Source organism: Kitasatospora sp. NPDC001132 (assembly GCF_053598415.1).
The window spans coordinates 135,866-151,145 of record NZ_JBSFKF010000004.1 but is presented as its reverse complement, the minus strand read 5'-3'; the positions used below and the strand labels follow the sequence as shown (position 1 = coordinate 151,145).

The following is a 15,280-nucleotide window of genomic DNA, read 5'->3' as shown; positions in this document are numbered from 1 at the left end:
CATTGGCTTTCTTCGGAGTGACTTCGGTCGCGCTGAGCTGGACTTTAGCGAAGAACGCACCGGTTCGACCCGGTTTGCTGAGAGCTGTCTCACAGATCAATCGAGAATTAACCTCCCGGTCCGCCCGCGCCCTGTTTCCGACGAGTAACCCGTGGGAGGATCTGCGGGATCCGGATACCCGGGACAGGGGCAGTGCGCGGCGGGGAGGGCCAGGCCATGGGCGGGGCGGGACAGAGAGCGGAAACGGCAGGCGTACGGCCCTGGGTGCGGGCGGCGCTGCGCTGCGGAGCCGTCCTCGCGGCCGCGGCGCTCGCACTGCCGGTGGGCGCCCAGGCCGCCTGGGCCGCACCCGACCCGGGCACCGGCCAGGTGGCCGCCGACGCGGACCCGCTCGCCGCCGCCAAGGCCACCCTCGGCCCGCTGCTCGACCAGCTGCACGCGCTCTACCAGGGCGCCGAGGCCGCCACCGAGCAGTACAACGGCGCCGTCGCCAAGGTGGCGGAGCAGCAGACCTCGCTCACCGACCTCCAGGGCCGGCTGGAGCGCCAGCAGAAGCAGGTCGACGCCGGCACCGACATCGCCTCGCAGCTCGCCGCCGCGCAGTACCGCAACGGGGCCGCCTCGGCCTACGCCGAGCTGCTGCTCTCCAAGGACCCGTACGAGGCGGTCGTCATCGCCGAGCTGCTGGCCTCGGCCAGCCGCTCCCAGTCGGAGTTCCTGGACAAGCTGAAGAGCGACCGGGACGAGCTGGACGGGCTGAAGAAGCAGAACGAGGAGGCGCTGAAGACCTCCCAGGCGCTGGTCGCCCAGCAGGACGCGGCCAAGGCCAAGGCGGCCGCCGACCTCGCCTCGGTCGAGCAGCTGGTCTCCTCGCTGACCGGCGCCCAGCGGGCCGAGCTGGAGCAGCTGGAGAAGGCCAAGGCGGACGAGGCGCAGCTCGCGTTCCTCGCCTCCGGGGCGCTCGGCAAGGGGGAGCGCACGCCCTCGCTGCAGGGGCGCGGGGCCGTGGCCTTCGCGCTGGCGCAGCTGGGCAAGCCGTACCTGTGGGGCGGCACCGGCCCGGGCGCCTACGACTGCTCCGGCCTCACCTCGCAGGCCTGGCTGCACGCCGGCAAGCCGATCCCGCGCACCAGCCAGGAGCAGTGGGCGCAGCTGCCGCACGTGGCGCTCAACCAGCTGCGGCCCGGCGACCTGGTGATCTACTTCCAGGACGCCTCGCACGTCGGGATGTACATCGGCGGCGGGCTGATCGTGCAGGCGCCGCGGCCCGGGGCGTTCATCAAGATCTCGCCGATCGGCTCGATGCCGATCCTCGGGGCCGTCCGGCCCGACCCGTCCGGCACGGCGGACGACGCCGGCGGCGCGTGGAAGGTGCCGGACCTCCCGGCGGGCTGGGACTCCGTCACGCCGATCGCGCCGAGCCCGGCCAACCAGGTGCCGGCCCCGCCGGCCCCGGGCGGAGCGGTGACGCCGCCGGTCGTGCCGGGCACGCCGACCGGCCCGGCCACTCCGGGCGGGGCGGGTACGCCGACCGGCCCGGCCACGCCGACCGCGCCCTCGACCGGCACGCCGACCGAGCCGGGCACCCCGACGCCGACCCCGACCGGGACGCCTGGCACCCCGAGCGGGACCGGCACGCCCACCCCGACCGGGACGGGCACCCCGACGGAGGGCCCGAGCGGCACCGGCTCGGCGACCGCCTCGGCCCCGGGCAGCGCGACCGCCACGCTGCGGCTGGGCACCCCGACGCACTGACGGCCGCCAGGCCGGTACGAAGGCCGCCCCGCGTCACCGGACGCGGGGCGGCCTTCGCGTTCGTCCGGAGCCGGCGGACGCCTCAGGCGCCGCTGTCGGGGGCGAAGCGGATCACGACGGCCTTGGAGGTGGGGGTGTTGCTGACGTCGGCGGTGGAGTCGAGCGGCACCAGGACGTTGGTCTCGGGGTAGTAGGCCGCCGCGCCGCCGCGGGCGACGGGGTAGTGGACGACCCGGAAGTGCGGGGCGCGGCGCTCCACGCCGTCGCTCCACTCGCCGACCAGGTCGACGTACAGGCCGTCGGCGAGCCCGAGTTCGGCGGCGTCCGCGGGGTTGACCAGGACCACCCGGCGGCCGCCCTTGATGCCGCGGTAGCGGTCGTCGAGGCCGTAGACCGTGGTGTTGTACTGGTCGTGCGAGCGCAGGGTCTGGAGCAGCAGCCGGCCCGGCGGGACCTCGGGGGCGGTCAGCGGGTTGACGGAGAAGTTGGCCTTCCCGGTCGCGGTCGGGAAGGTGCGGGAGTCGCGGGGGCCGTGCGGCAGGGTGAAGCCGCCGGGGCGGCGGACCTTCTCGTTGTAGTCCTCGAAGCCGGGGACGACGCGGGCGATCCGCTCCCGCAGGGTGTCGTAGTCCTCGGCGAAGTCCTCCCACGGCACGGTGTCCTGCGGCCCGAGCACGCCGCGGGCGAGCCGGCAGACGATCGCGGTCTCGGAGAGCAGGCCGGGTGCGGGCGGGCGCAGGCCGCCGCGCGACGCGTGCACCTGGCCCATCGAGTCCTCGACGCTGACGAACTGGGCGCCGCGCGAGGTGACGTCCTTGTCGGTGCGGCCCAGGGTGGGCAGGATCAGGGCGCGGGCGCCGGTGACCACGTGCGAGCGGTTGAGCTTGGTGGAGACGTGGACGGTCAGCCGGCAGCGGCGCATCGCGGCCTCGGTGACCTCGGTGTCCGGGGTGGCCGCGACGAAGTTGCCGCCCATCGCGAAGAAGACCTTGACCTTGCCGTCGCGCATCGCGCGGATGGTGTCCACCGAGTCGAGGCCGTGCTCGCGCGGCGGCTCGAAGCCGAACTCCCCGCCCAGCGCGTCCAGGAAGGCGGTGGTGGGGCGCTCGAAGATGCCCATCGTCCGGTCGCCCTGGACGTTGCTGTGCCCGCGCACCGGGCAGACCCCGGCGCCGGGGCGGCCGACGTTGCCGCGCAGCAGCAGGAAGTTGACCACCTCGCGGATGGTCGGCACGGCGTGCTTGTGCTGGGTGAGGCCCATCGCCCAGCAGACGATGATCTTCTCTGACTTCAGGACCAGCCGGCCGAGCTCCTCGATCTGCTCCCAGGGCAGGCCGGTCGCGGCGAGCACCTCGGCGCGGTCGGTCGTCCGGGCCTGGGCCTCGAACTCCTCGAAGCCGTGGCAGTGTTCGGCGACGAACCCGCGGTCGACGCCGTCCTGTTCCAGGACGATCCGGTTCAGCGCGCGGAACAGCGCGAGGTCGCCGCCGAGGCGGATCTGCAGGAAGAGGTCGGTCAGTTTGGTGCCGTGGCCGACCAGGCCGCGCGCCTGCTGCGGGTTCTTGAACCGCTCCAGGCCGGCCTCCGGCAGCGGGTTGACGCTGACGATGGTGGCGCCGGCCCGTTTGGCGCGCTCCAGCGCGGAGAGCATCCGGGGGTGGTTGGTGCCCGGGTTCTGGCCCGCCACGATGATCAGGTCGGCCTGGTAGAGGTCCTTCAGGCTGACGCTGCCCTTGCCGACGCCGAGCGTCTCGGTGAGCGCCGAGCCGGAGGACTCGTGGCACATGTTGGAGCAGTCCGGCAGGTTGTTGGTGCCGAGCCGGCGGGCGAACAGCTGGTACGCGAACGCGGCCTCGTTGCTGGTCCGGCCGGAGGTGTAGAAGGCGGCGCCGTCCGGGGTGTCCAGGGCCTTCAGTTCCTCGGCCACCAGCGCGAAGGCCTCGTCCCAGGAGACCGGCCGGTAGTGGGTGGCGCCCTCGTCCAGCAGCATCGGCTGGGTGAGCCGGCCCTGCTGGCCGAGCCAGTAGCCGGAGCGCTCGGCCAGGTCGGCGACCGGGTGGGCGGCGAAGAACTCGGCGCGGACGCGGCGCTCGGTGGCCTCCTCGGCGACGGCCTTGGCGCCGTTCTCGCAGAACTCGGCGGTGTGGGTCCTGTCGGGCTCCGGCCAGGCGCAGCCGGGGCAGTCGAAGCCGTTCGGCTGGTTGACCTTGAGCAGGGTGGCCAGGGTGCGGCGGGCGCCCATCTGCTCGGCGGCCATCCGCAGGCTGTGGCCGACGGCGGGCAGCCCGGCGGCCGCGTGCTGGGGCGCGGACACCTCGGGGGCGTCCTGGGCCGGGTCGCTCTGCGGGGCCTGCTTGGCCATGGCCGCTCTCCTCGGGCTGCTGGTCCGGGCCGCCGCACCGTCGCGGGGCTCACCCGTGCATCCTTCCACCTGCTGCTCGAGAGGGGGAGGGCCGACTGCACGGCGGGGGAGGGCCGTCCCCGTCGCGGGGGGCGCGCCGTCGGTAGAGTCTGGGCGTCATGGCGGGAGGGGAGAGGGCGCGTGCGAGTCGGGGACGTCCTGGACGGCCGGTACGAGCTGGTGGAGAAGCTCGGGCAGGGCGGGTTCGGGGTGGTGTGGCGGGCGCGGGACACCCGGATGGGGCGGCCGGTGGCGGTCAAGGTCATCGGGCACCACGGCGGTGACCGGGCGAAGGCCGCGCTGCGGTTCGTCCGGGAGGCCGGCGCGGCCGGCAACCTCTCGCATCCGCACATCGTCACGGTGCACGACCTCGGGCAGTGCGAGCTCGGCGGCGAGGAGGTCACCTATCTGGTGATGGAGCTGCTCGCCGGCCGCACCCTCACCGAGGTGCTGCGGGCGGGGGTGCCCGGGCCGGCGCTCAGCCTGCGCTGGGGGCGGCAGATCAGCGGCGCTCTGGCGGCGGCGCACGACGCGGGCATGGTGCACCGGGACATCAAGCCGGACAACGTGATGATCACCGACGCCGGGCACCTGAAAGTGCTGGACTTCGGCATCGCCCAGCTGGACACCGGCGCGGGCGGGCTGACCACCACCGGGACGATCGTCGGCAGCCCGGCGTACATGGCACCCGAGCGCTGGACCGGCGGCCGGGTGGACGGGCGGGCCGACCTCTACGCGCTGGGCTGCGTCCTGGTCGAACTCTTCACCGGGGCGCGGCCGTTCGGCGGGGACTCGACGCCGGTGCTGATGTACCAGCACCTCAACGAGGTGCCGCCGCCGCTGGACCCGGCGCAGTTCGGGCTGCCGCCGCAGGTGGCCGGGCTGGTCGCGGAGCTGCTGGCGAAGGACCCGGCGGACCGGCCGGCCGACGCCCGTACGGTCGAGCGGCGGCTCGCCGAGCTGGCCGGGTGGCAGGGCGGCCACGCGGCGGCGCCGCCGCCACCGCCCGTGCCGACGGTGGTGGAGCGCCCGGCGCCGCCCGTGCCGCCACCGCCGAGCGCCCCGCCGGTCGTGCCCGCGGTGCCGCCCGCCGTGCCCGCGGTGCCGCCCGCGGTGCCGCCCGCCGTGCCCGTGCCGGTCGTGCCGCCGGTCGTCCCGTCGGTGCCGCCCCCGGTCTCCTCGGTGCTGCCGCCGCTGACCACGCCGCCGGTGACGGCCGCGCCGCCGGCCGAGTCGGTACGGGCCGCGCTGAGCGAGCGCCGCTCGGCCGCGTACCGGGCGGCGACCGCCGGCGAGTCGGCGATGCTGCTGCAGGCCGTCGCCCAGGACTGCGTGACCGCGCTCGGCCCGAGCGACCGGGACACCCTGTGCACCTGGCGGGACTTCGCCTGGTACCTCAGCCGCACCGGTGACCTGGACGGCGCGATCCGGCTGCTGACCGCTCTCGTGGCCGACATGCGCGCGGCCCTCGGCCCGATCGACCCGGACACCCTCGGCGCCCGCTACCACCTGGTCTGGTGCGTCGGCGAGAGCGGTGCGCCCGTCACCACGGTCCGGCTGATGAACGAGCTGCTGCCCGACCTGCACGCCGCCTGGGGCCCGTACGACTCGCGGGTCCTGAAGGCCCGGCACGACCTCGCGCTGCACCACGCCAACCGGGGTGACCTCCAGGGTGCGGTGATCCAGCTGCACGGGCTGCTGCCGGACCTCGCCCGGGTGCTGGGCGAGCACCACCCGAGCACCGTGCAGGCCTGGCAGGACCTGGCCGGCTACCAGCAGCAGCTGGCCCAGGCCGGCCGCAAGGGGCCGGGGCCGCGCCGCCGGACCCCGCGGATGAGCCCGATGGAGGCGCTGGTGCTGGTGCGGCGGCTGCGGGTGTGGGACTTCGCCACCGACGCGGAGGCCCGGGCCTGCATGGACGCCCTGGACCGGGGGATCGGCCTGAAGGGTGTCGCGGACGTGGTGTTCGAGGCCCCCGACCACGTCTCGGACGAGGACCTGGTGGAGGAGATCTTCGGCGCCTGAGTGCTCCTCGACGCCGGGGTGCCGACGCCGCAGCCCTCATGGCTCTCATGCCGCCAGGGCCCGGGCCGTCGGCACGGCGGCCAGGGCGTGGAGCAGGGCGCGGGCGGCGGCGTCGTTCTGGCGGAAGGCCGGGGCGTCGGTGCGGGGGCGGGCGAAGGCGGCGGCCGCGCGCAGGCTGGTGTGCGGGCCGAGGGCGGTGCGGCGCGGGTGCGGGGCGCCGCCGAGGGCCGGGTCGAGCAGCCGGCTGTCGGCGGGGGCGATGGTGACCAGGCCAGAGCGGTGGGTGTGGTCCGGGTCGGTGACCACCTCCTCGACGACGCGTCCGGTGCGGTGCAGCTCGCCCAGCAGCGGGTCCAGGGTGCGGGCCAGCGCGTGCTTGGGCAGGTACGCCTCGACCAGCGCCGTCGCGGTGACGTGGTGGCCGGGCACGGTGGCGCCGGAGGCCCGCCAGGTGCCGCTCTCCTCGTCCCGCTCGATCCGGACGTCCGCGCCGAGGAAGCGCACCACCCCGGCCTCGGAGAGGGCGAGCAGCTGGCGCAGCCGGAAGCCGGGCGGGCCGGAGGCGAGGAAGCCGAAGTAGCCGAAGAACCACTCGTCCACCTCCTCGGCGATCGAGCGGGCGGTGAGCCGGCCGCTGGCCGTCACCCGGGGGAGCTGGCCGAACAGCGACAGCAGGGCGAGGAAGGCGCCGAGGTCGGCGCTGTGGGCGGGGTCGGCGCGGCGGTCGGCGTCCGCGCCGATGTACCCGCGCAGGTACTCCTGGAGTTCCTCGTCGCTGCCGAGTTCGAGCCCGGCCAGCGGGTGGTCGAGCCGCTCGAAGTCGATCCGGTCGGCGGGGTCGGGGACGGCCTCGGCGACCAGGGCGGCGCGTTCGGGGGTGTACCAGCCGTGCCGGTCGTAGCGGGCGAGGAACTCCGGCCAGGGCAGGGTGGTGCGCTCGGGGTGGGCGTGGAACAGCTCGTGGTAGTGCCCGAAGGCGATCTCCTTGGCCATCAACGGCCAGAAGTCGCGCCGCAGTTCGAGCTGTCCGCCGGTGGCGAGCACGGTGTCCACGGCCGCCGCGTCGAAGTACCGGGGGAGCGGGGCGGGCGGCCCCTGGAGGCGGTAGCCGGTCTTGGAGTGGTACGGGACGCCGCGCCGGGAGCCGAGGTGCAGCACCGGCTCCCGGCCGGACGGCAGGTAGCGCAGCGCGGGCCCGGCCCCGGTGGGTTCGAAGCGGCCGCCGCGGCCCTCGGTGAGCAGGGCGACCAGGTCCACCGAGGCGAGGCCGAGACCGCGCAGCACCACCGGCTCGCCGGGGGCGAGGGCGGCCAACTCGGCGGTCACGTCGGCGGAGTAGGCGGGCGGGAGGTGGAAGCGGCCGTGCCGGGCGGCGAACTCGGCGTCGGCCGCGTAGCGCGGGTGGGGGGCGGAGTCGAGGTGGCCGAGGGTGAGCACCACGTGGTCGGCGGTGAGGGTCCGGTCGCCGAGGTGGACGGTCTGCGGGCCGTCGGTCGGGCCCTCGATCCGCCGGACGGTGTCGCGGTGGACGGTGACCGTGATGTGCGCCGGCAGGTCGGCGACAGCGCGGCGGAACACCCAGTCCAGGTAGGCGCTCTGGGCCCGCCGGGTGGGGAAGTCGGTGGGCGCGAGGGTGCGCAGCTCGGCCCGGACGGCCGGGTCGGCGACCTCCCGGTAGGGCGTGAACTCCCGCTGCCTGCGGGCCCATTCGGCGAGTGAGGGGCCGGGGCGAACCGGTCCTTCGAGGGTGGAGCGCTCGTCGGTGAACATGGTGACGTCCTCGGCCATCGAGTTCATCCGTAGCAGCGGGGACTGGTCGTGGCGCCAGATCCGGCCCGCGCCGGGCGGGTACGGGTCGACCAGGTGGATCGCCAACGGCCGGTCGGCGGGCAGCAGTTCGGCGGCGTTGGCGGCGATCCGCTCCAGCAGTCCGGTGCCGCGCGGGCCGGCGCCGACGATGACGAGCGACGACGTCATGCCCGCACCGCCCTGGCGAGGGCCGCGCGGGCCCGTTGCAGCGGGGTGGGTGGCAGGCCGTCGCGGGTCGCGCCCCGGGCGAAGCGCCGCTCCACGTAGTACTGGCCGACGGACAGCAGGGTGGTGACCACCAGGTACCAGAGGGTGGCGACCATCAGCATCGGGATGACCTGGTACGACTGGAGGTAGACCAGCTGTACCGAGTAGAGCAGGTCGGAGACGGCCAGCACGCTGACGATGCTGGTGCCCTTGAGCGCGCCGATCAGCATGTTCCCGGCGCTCGGCACGATCGCCCGCATCGCCTGCGGCACCACGATCCGGCGCAGCACCCGCCAGCGGCCGAGTCCGAGCGCGGCCGCCGCCTCCAGCTGGCCGCGGTCCACGGAGAGGATGCCGCCGCGGATCACCTCGGCGGCGTACGCGGTCTCCAGCAGGGTGAGGCCGATGACGGCGGTCAGGGTGGGGCCCATCAGGTTGACGGTCCTGACCGTGACGAACTCGGGGCCGAACGGGAGGCCCAGGCCGAGGGTCGGGTAGAGCGCGCCGATGTTGAAGAAGAACAGCAGCTGCACCAGCGGCGGGGTGGAGCGGAACACCCAGACGTAGCCCCAGCTCAGCGTGCGCAGCACCGGGTTGGCGGACAGCCGCATGGTGGCGAGGAGGGTGCCGAGCACGAAGCCGAGGGCGAGGGTGGCGGCGGTCAGCCACAGGGTGAGGGCGAGCCCGTTGAGCACGGACCGGGCGGTGAACCAGTCGGCGACCACGCCCCACTGGAAGGCCTCGTTGCGGATCACCGAGTTGACCGCCATCGCGGCCAGCAGCAGGGCGACGCCGGCGGCGGCCCACTGGCCGGGCCTGCGCCGGGCGACGATCCGGGCCTCGGGGTCGGGCGGTGCGGCGGGGCGGTCGAGCGGGGAGGGGGCGGGCAGGACGTCCTGCGGGGTGGCCATGGCGGCGGCTCCTGGGCGGAGTGCGGGCGGGAAGGTACGGCGGTGGTCACGTACGCGGGCGCGGCCCGTGTCCCTCAACACGGCCGGCGCGTGGCACTGCACTCCGCGCCGATCGTACGCATGCGCGATCGACGGCTGTCAAGGGTGATCGGGGCGCCGGGAGGGCCGGTCCGGGGCGTGTCGGAGAAGTGACAGGAGATCGCAACAGTGCGGCAATGATGGACGGTTGACGGACCGATCGGCCGACTGCTCAACTTGAGGCCATGTACGTCGAGCAGCCCCTGGTCAGCCGCGACCACATCGACTTCGGTCGGGTGTGGTCCGCGGCGTGTCGCGGCTGACCTGGCAGCGGGCCGTCCGTCCGGCCTGAACTCCCGGTGGGGTGCCCTCCCTCGGCTCGCCCCGTCGTGGCCCGGATCCGTCGTCGGTGGCCGACGACGCGTCACGTCCTCGCTGTCGCCGACGACTTCGCACTGCGCTCCGGCTCTCCCGCACTCCGGCAGTCCCTCCCGTACGCCCTCGCGTCACCCGTCACCCGTCCGACGGTCGCCCCGCCGCGGCCGCCTCCGGTCAGTCCACCCGCAGCCCGCTTGCGGCCCGCCCGCAACCCGCCCGCGGCCCGACGGGCTTGCGCCCACCCGAAAGGTTCCGCCATGCCCGTCGAATTCCTCGGCATCGCCGCCACCGGCGACGGTTCGGAGACCACCGCCCGCACCACCGCCGCCTTCGACCGCGACTACACCCTGCGGCTGGCCCGGGCGCACGAGGACCACGGCTGGGACCGGGTGCTCTTCGCGTACGGGGCCGGCACCCCGGAGCCGGCGGCCGCGGCGGCCTACCTCGCCTCGCACCTGGAGCGCCTGCAGATCCTGCTCGCGCACCGGCCGAACGTCTCCTACCCGACCTTCGCGGCCAAGACCTTCGCGACCCTCGACCGGATCAGCGACGGCCGGCTGACCGTGCACTTCATCACCGGCGGCAACGACCACGAGCAGCAGCGCGAGGGCGACTTCCTGGCCAAGGACCAGCGCTACGAGCGCACCCGCGAGTACATCGGCATCGTCAAGAAGGCCTGGACCAGCCGGGAGCCCTTCGACCACGAGGGCCCGTACTACCGCTTCAACGACTTCGTCTCGGACGTCTTCCCCGTCCAGCAGCCGCGCCCGGCCGTCTCCTTCGGCGGCTCCTCGGACGCGGCCTACGCGGCCGGCGGAGCCGAGGCGGACATCTACTGCCTCTGGGGCGAGCCGCTGGCCCGCACCGCCGAGCAGATCGAGCGGGTGAAGGAGGCGGCGCGGGCCGCCGGGCGCACCGACGTGCCGCGGATCCAGGTGGCGTTCCGGCCGATCATCGCGCCGACCGAGGAGCTGGCCTGGGAGAAGGCGCACCGGACGGTGGCCGCGATCAGGGCCCGCCGGGGCTCCGGCCGGCCGGGGGCTCCGGGCACCGCGGCGCCCGATGCCGGGACGCCCGGGGCCGCGGCACCCGAGAACGCCGGCTCCCGGCGGCTGCTGGAGATCGCCGAGGCCGGCGAGCGCTACGACCGCGCGCTGTGGACCCCGACGGCCGCCGCCACCGGCGGGGCGGGCAACTCCAACGCCCTGGTCGGCACCCCGGAGACGGTCGCCCAGGCACTGCTCGACTACTACGACCTCGGCGTGGACATCCTCTCCGCGCGCGGCTACGACCTGCTGGACGACGCGATCGACTTCGGCCGGTACGTCATCCCGATCGTCCGCGAGGAGGTCGCCAAGCGGGACGCCGCCGCGGCCGAGCGCGCCGAGCGCGACCGCCACCAGCTGATCGCGGCGCAGGCGTGAGCGCGGCCGCCCGGTCCGGCTTCCGCCGGGCCGCGATCGACGACCCGCTGGTCGAGCCGCTGCTGCGCGAGCTCACCCACGAGTACGTCACCCGGTACGGCCCCGAGGGCCGCGAGGAGATGACCCGCTACCCGGCCGAGGCCTTCGCCGAGCCGCACGGTGTGCTGCTGCTCCTGCTGGAGGACGGCGAGCCGGTGGCCGGCGGCGCGTACAAGCGCTACGACGAGCACACCGCCGAGGTGAAGCGGATGTGGACGCACTCCGCGCACCGCCGCCGGGGCCTGGCCCGTCGGGTGCTGGCCGAGCTGGAGCGGACGGCCGCCGCGGCCGGCTACACCCGGATCCACCTGACCACAGGGCCGCGCCAGCCCGAGGCCGTGAACCTCTACCTGGCGGCCGGCTACGCCCCGCTGTTCGACGTCTCGGCCGACCCCCTGACCATCGGCCCGCTCCCCTTCGAGAAGCGGCTGCCCGCCGGCGCGGCGCAGCCGCCCGTCCTGGCCCCGACCCCCTGAAAGGCCCCCCGTGAGAACCAGCACCGCCCGCCGCCGCCTGCTCGCGACCACCGCCCTGCTGCCGGTCCTGGCCCTGACCCTGGCCGCCTGCGGCTCGGACCCGAAGATCGCGGGCGCGGCGGTGGCGGGCGGCCCGTCCGCCGCCACCGAGGACCTCGTCTCCGGCCTCACCAGGTCGGACGCCGCCGCCGCGCTGCTGCCCGAGGAGGTCCGCAGGGCCGGCACGCTGAAGTTCGGCTCGTCCTTCGGCACGCCGCCCAGCGCCTTCTACCTCGACCAGGTCACCAAGAAGCCCGCCGGGATCGACGTGGACCTCACCGACGCCGTCGCCCGGCTGCTCGGCCTGACCGTGCAGCGCGAGGAGGCCGCCTTCGAGACCATCCTGCCCGCCCTGGACAGCGGGAAGTACGACGTCGGCACCGGCAACTTCGGGGTCACCGCGGCCCGGCTGAAGACCATCGACTTCGTCACCTACATCGACGACGGCCAGGGCTTCGCGGTGCGCAAGGACAACACCGCGATCCAGCCGGTCACCGACCTGGTCCAGCTGTGCGGACTGACCGTCGGCACCGGCGCCGGCACCACCTTCGAGACCACCCTCAACAGCCGGCGCGGCGTCTGCGCCGACGCCGGGAGGAAGCCGTACGAGGTCAAGGCGTTCAGTGAGAGCGGCGCCCTGCTGACCAGCCTCCAGCAGGGCCGGGTGGACGTCGAGATGTCCACCATCAACGGCCTGCGCCACCAGGCCGCCCGGGAGGCCTCCGGCACCCGCTTCCTCGGCGAGTTCCACCGCCTCGACGTCGGCTTCGCCCTGAAGAAGGGCTCGAAGCTCGCCCCGGCGCTGCAGGCGGCGGTCAACCAGCTGATCAAGGACGGGACGTACGAGCGGATCCTGCGCAAGTGGGGGGTCACCGAGTCGGCGATCACGGAATCGCGGATCAGCCCGCCCGAGCACGCCTGAGCGCCGCCCCCGTCCGAGGAGACCTCCGATGACCGTCAGCACCGAAGCACCGCCCGCCCCGTCGAGGCCGGCGGCCGCCCCCGACCTCGACGAACTGGCCGACCTGCGGACCGTCCCGGCCCGGCACCCCTGGCGCTGGGCCCTCGGGATCGCCGCGCTGGTCGTGCTCGCCCAGTTCGCCCACGGCCTGGCCACCAACCCCGGCTGGGACTGGGCCACCTTCCGGCTCTACTTCACCGCCGACACCATCCTCCGGGCGATCGGGCGGACCCTCGAACTCACCGCCTACGGCACGGTGCTGGGTTTCCTGCTGGGCACCGTGGTGGCCGCGATGCGGCTGTCCCGCAGCGCGATCCTGCGGTCCGTCGCCTGGGCCTACGTGTGGGTGTTCCGCTCGATCCCGCTGATCGTCCAGCTGGTGTTCTGGTTCAACCTCTCCTACCTGTACAAGCGGTTCGGCATCGGCATCCCGTTCGGCCCGACCTTCGGCGACGTGGAGACGGTCGGGGTGCTCGGCGCGCTCGGCGCGGCGGTGCTCGGCCTCGGGCTGCACCAGGCCGCGTTCGCCGCCGAGATCATCCGCGGCGGCATCATCGCGGTGGACGCCGGCCAGCGGGAGGCCGCCGCCGCGCTCGGCATCCCGCGCTGGCGCCAGGGGTGGCGGATCGTGCTGCCGCAGGCCATGCGGGGCATCCTGCCGGCCGCCGCCAACGAGGTGATCTCCCTGCTCAAGGGCACCTCGGTGGTCTACGTGATGGCCATCGGCGAGCTCTTCTACCAGGCGCAGGTCATCTACGGCCGCACCGGCCGGGTGGTGCCGCTGCTGATGGTCGCCACCGTCTGGTACGTGCTGCTGACCACCGTGCTCTCGATCGGCCAGTACTACGTCGAGCGCCACTTCGCCCGCGGCGCCGAACGCACCCCGCCGCCCACTCCGTGGCAGCGCGTCCGGGCCTTCGCCCGGAGCCTGCCCGACCGCACCCGGCCCGCCGCCGCCCGTACCTCCGGAGGACAGTCGTGACCGCCCTGACGAAGCCCGCCCCGGCCCCGGCCGCCCCGATGGTGCAGGTCCGCGGCCTGCACAAGAGCTTCGGCCGGCTGGAGGTGCTGCGCGGGGTCGACCTGGACGTCCCGGCCGGCTCGGTGACCGTGGTGCTCGGCCCGTCCGGCTCCGGCAAGTCCACCCTGCTGCGCGCGATCAACCACCTGGAGAAGCTCGACCGCGGTCACGTCGCCATCGACGGCGAGCTGATCGGCTACCGGCGCTCCGGCGACCGGCTGTACGAGCTCAGGGAGCGCGAGGTGCTGCGCCAGCGCACCGGCATCGGCTTCGTGTTCCAGAACTTCAACCTGTTCCCGCACCTCACCGTGCTGGAGAACCTGGTCGAGGCGCCGGTCGCCGCGCTGCGCCGCCCCAGGGCCGAGGCCAGGGCGACGGCGCTGGCGCTGCTGGAGCGGGTCGGGCTGGCCGACAAGGCCGCCGCCTACCCCCGGCAGCTGTCCGGCGGGCAGCAGCAGCGGGTGGCGATCGCCCGGGCGCTGGCGCTGGAGCCGAAGGTGCTGCTGTTCGACGAGCCGACCTCGGCGCTCGACCCGGAGCTGGTCGGCGAGGTGCTGGACGTCATCAAGGACCTGGCCCGCAGCGGCACCACGATGATCGTGGTCACCCACGAGATCGGCTTCGCCCGCGAGGTCGCCGACACCGTGGTCTTCATGGACGGCGGCGTGGTGGTCGAGCAGGGCCCGCCCGCCGAGGTCCTGGACCGGCCGCGGCACGAGCGCACCCGGGCCTTCCTGGCCAAGGTCCTCTGACCCTCCCGCCCTCTCTCAATCCCCTTTCACCGAACAGGAGTTCGCCATGTCCCTACCCCGTCGCGCCCTGGTGGCCGCCGCCGGCGCGCTCGCCGCCGCCCTCGTCCTGGCCGGCTGCGGCGGCAGTGCCACCGGCGCGGCGGGCCCCGCCCCGGCCAAGGGCAGTACCGCGCCGAACGGCACGGTGGTGAACCTGTCGCCGAACCAGAACCGGGTCACCACCCCCAAGGTCGACGCGATCGCCGCGCTCGTCCCGGAGGAGATCAGGAAGAAGGGGACGCTGGCCGTCGTCGGCTCGGTCGGCAGCATCCCGCCGCTGGGCTTCTACGCCGACGACGACAAGACGATCATCGGCGTCGAGCCGGACCTCGCCTCGCTGATCGGCGACGTCCTGGGCCTCAAGGTCGCGTACGACACGGTCTCCTGGGAGAACATCTTCGTCGGCCTGGACAGCGGCAAGTACGACGTGGGCGTCTCCAACATCACCGTCACCGAGGAGCGCAAGGAGAAGTACGACTTCGCCACCTACCGGCTGGACGTCCTGGGCTTCGAGGCGAAGAAGGGCAGCGGCCTCAAGGTCACCGGCGCCAAGGACCTCGCCGGCAGGTCGGTCGGCGTCGCCACCGGCACCAACCAGGAGAAGCTGCTGGTCTCCTGGAGCGAGGAGAACGTCAGGAACGGCCTCAAGCCGATCGACATCAAGTACTTCCAGGGCACCGAGTACTACCTGGCGCTCGCCTCCGGCCGGATCGAGGCCTACAGCGGCCCCAACCCCAGCCTGGCCTTCCACGCCGTGCAGACCGGCGAGACCGAGGTCGTCGGCACCTACTCGGGCGGCGGCGCGGACGTCCTCGGCAAGATCGCGGCGACCACCCGGAAGGACAACGGGCTGGTCAGGGCGCTGAACGGGGCGATCGACGAGGTGATCGCGAACGGCACGTACGGGCAGGTGCTCAAGCGCTGGGGCCTGGACGGCGAGGCGGTGCGGAAGTCCGAGATCAACCCGCCCGGCCTGCCCAAGGCCAAGCCGTAGCGGGATCCGGGCACACCGGCCCGCGGTCGTT

General features: G+C 74.3%; 11 protein-coding genes. 8 read left to right on the top strand and 3 right to left on the bottom strand.

Annotated elements, in window-relative coordinates:
* The first annotated feature begins 216 nt into the window (after nt 1–216).
* Entirely contained in the window at nt 217–1,755 is a 1,539-nt protein-coding gene (locus tag ACWDBE_RS07525) for an NlpC/P60 family protein (protein ID WP_449807460.1), read from the top strand.
* An 82-nt stretch (nt 1,756–1,837) separates the two neighbouring features.
* On the opposite strand, the gene ACWDBE_RS07520 is transcribed toward ACWDBE_RS07525, so the two are convergent.
* Entirely contained in the window at nt 1,838–4,117 is a 2,280-nt protein-coding gene (locus ACWDBE_RS07520) for an FdhF/YdeP family oxidoreductase (RefSeq protein ID WP_449807459.1), read from the bottom strand.
* 180 nt (nt 4,118–4,297) lie between these two features.
* Here ACWDBE_RS07520 and ACWDBE_RS07515 point away from each other — a divergent pair, with 180 nt between their 5' ends.
* Nucleotides 4,298–6,181 (top strand): protein kinase domain-containing protein, encoded by a 1,884-nt coding sequence (locus tag ACWDBE_RS07515; protein WP_449807458.1) that lies wholly within the window; start codon nt 4,298–4,300, stop codon nt 6,179–6,181.
* 45 nt (nt 6,182–6,226) lie between these two features.
* On the opposite strand, the gene ACWDBE_RS07510 is transcribed toward ACWDBE_RS07515, so the two are convergent.
* Together ACWDBE_RS07510 and ACWDBE_RS07505 are read right to left on the bottom strand one after the other, a co-directional pair.
* Nucleotides 6,227–8,158 (bottom strand): FAD/NAD(P)-binding protein, encoded by a 1,932-nt coding sequence (locus tag ACWDBE_RS07510; RefSeq protein ID WP_449807457.1) that lies wholly within the window; start codon nt 8,156–8,158, stop codon nt 6,227–6,229.
* Nucleotides 8,155–9,108 carry an amino acid ABC transporter permease gene (locus tag ACWDBE_RS07505; RefSeq protein ID WP_449791564.1) on the bottom strand — a complete coding sequence of 318 codons (954 nt, stop codon included), beginning with the start codon at nt 9,106–9,108 and terminating at the stop codon, nt 8,155–8,157. The genes ACWDBE_RS07510 and ACWDBE_RS07505 overlap by 4 nt, the downstream gene beginning before the upstream one ends.
* A gap of 653 nt (nt 9,109–9,761) precedes the next feature.
* On the opposite strand from ACWDBE_RS07505, the gene ACWDBE_RS07500 reads away from it, so the two are divergent.
* The 6 genes from ACWDBE_RS07500 to ACWDBE_RS07475 are packed head-to-tail and all read left to right on the top strand — an operon-like array spanning nt 9,762 to nt 15,249.
* Nucleotides 9,762–10,928 carry an LLM class flavin-dependent oxidoreductase gene (locus ACWDBE_RS07500; protein WP_449791565.1) on the top strand — a complete coding sequence of 389 codons (1,167 nt, stop codon included), beginning with the start codon at nt 9,762–9,764 and terminating at the stop codon, nt 10,926–10,928.
* Nucleotides 10,925–11,443: a GNAT family N-acetyltransferase gene (locus ACWDBE_RS07495; RefSeq protein ID WP_449807456.1), complete on the top strand. Its 519-nt coding sequence runs from the start codon at nt 10,925–10,927 to the stop codon at nt 11,441–11,443. The genes ACWDBE_RS07500 and ACWDBE_RS07495 overlap by 4 nt, the downstream gene beginning before the upstream one ends.
* A gap of 10 nt (nt 11,444–11,453) precedes the next feature.
* The gene (locus tag ACWDBE_RS07490) at nt 11,454–12,404 is read left to right on the top strand and encodes an ABC transporter substrate-binding protein (protein ID WP_449807455.1); all 951 of its coding nucleotides are present in this window, start codon (nt 11,454–11,456) and stop codon (nt 12,402–12,404) included.
* Between the two features lie 28 nt (nt 12,405–12,432).
* Nucleotides 12,433–13,425: an amino acid ABC transporter permease gene (locus tag ACWDBE_RS07485; protein ID WP_449807454.1), complete on the top strand. Its 993-nt coding sequence runs from the start codon at nt 12,433–12,435 to the stop codon at nt 13,423–13,425.
* A 38-nt stretch (nt 13,426–13,463) separates the two neighbouring features.
* Nucleotides 13,464–14,216, top strand: coding sequence for an amino acid ABC transporter ATP-binding protein (locus tag ACWDBE_RS07480; protein ID WP_402401846.1), 753 nt, complete (start codon nt 13,464–13,466; stop codon nt 14,214–14,216).
* 46 nt (nt 14,217–14,262) lie between these two features.
* Entirely contained in the window at nt 14,263–15,249 is a 987-nt protein-coding gene (locus ACWDBE_RS07475) for an ABC transporter substrate-binding protein (RefSeq protein ID WP_449791569.1), read from the top strand.
* Nucleotides 15,250–15,280 lie beyond the last annotated feature (31 nt).

Excerpts from the sequence above, each read along its gene's own strand:
- ACWDBE_RS07525 (WP_449807460.1), top strand. The coding sequence starts at position 217 with ATGGGCGGGGCGGGACAGAGAGCGGAAACGGCAGGCGTACGGCCCTGG.
- ACWDBE_RS07520 (WP_449807459.1), bottom strand. The coding sequence starts at position 4,117 with ATGGCCAAGCAGGCCCCGCAGAGCGACCCGGCCCAGGACGCCCCCGAG.
- ACWDBE_RS07510 (WP_449807457.1), bottom strand. The coding sequence starts at position 8,158 with ATGACGTCGTCGCTCGTCATCGTCGGCGCCGGCCCGCGCGGCACCGGA.
- ACWDBE_RS07505 (WP_449791564.1), bottom strand. The coding sequence starts at position 9,108 with ATGGCCACCCCGCAGGACGTCCTGCCCGCCCCCTCCCCGCTCGACCGC.
- ACWDBE_RS07500 (WP_449791565.1), top strand. The coding sequence starts at position 9,762 with ATGCCCGTCGAATTCCTCGGCATCGCCGCCACCGGCGACGGTTCGGAG.
- ACWDBE_RS07485 (WP_449807454.1), top strand. The coding sequence starts at position 12,433 with ATGACCGTCAGCACCGAAGCACCGCCCGCCCCGTCGAGGCCGGCGGCC.
- ACWDBE_RS07480 (WP_402401846.1), top strand. The coding sequence starts at position 13,464 with ATGGTGCAGGTCCGCGGCCTGCACAAGAGCTTCGGCCGGCTGGAGGTG.
- ACWDBE_RS07475 (WP_449791569.1), top strand. The coding sequence starts at position 14,263 with ATGTCCCTACCCCGTCGCGCCCTGGTGGCCGCCGCCGGCGCGCTCGCC.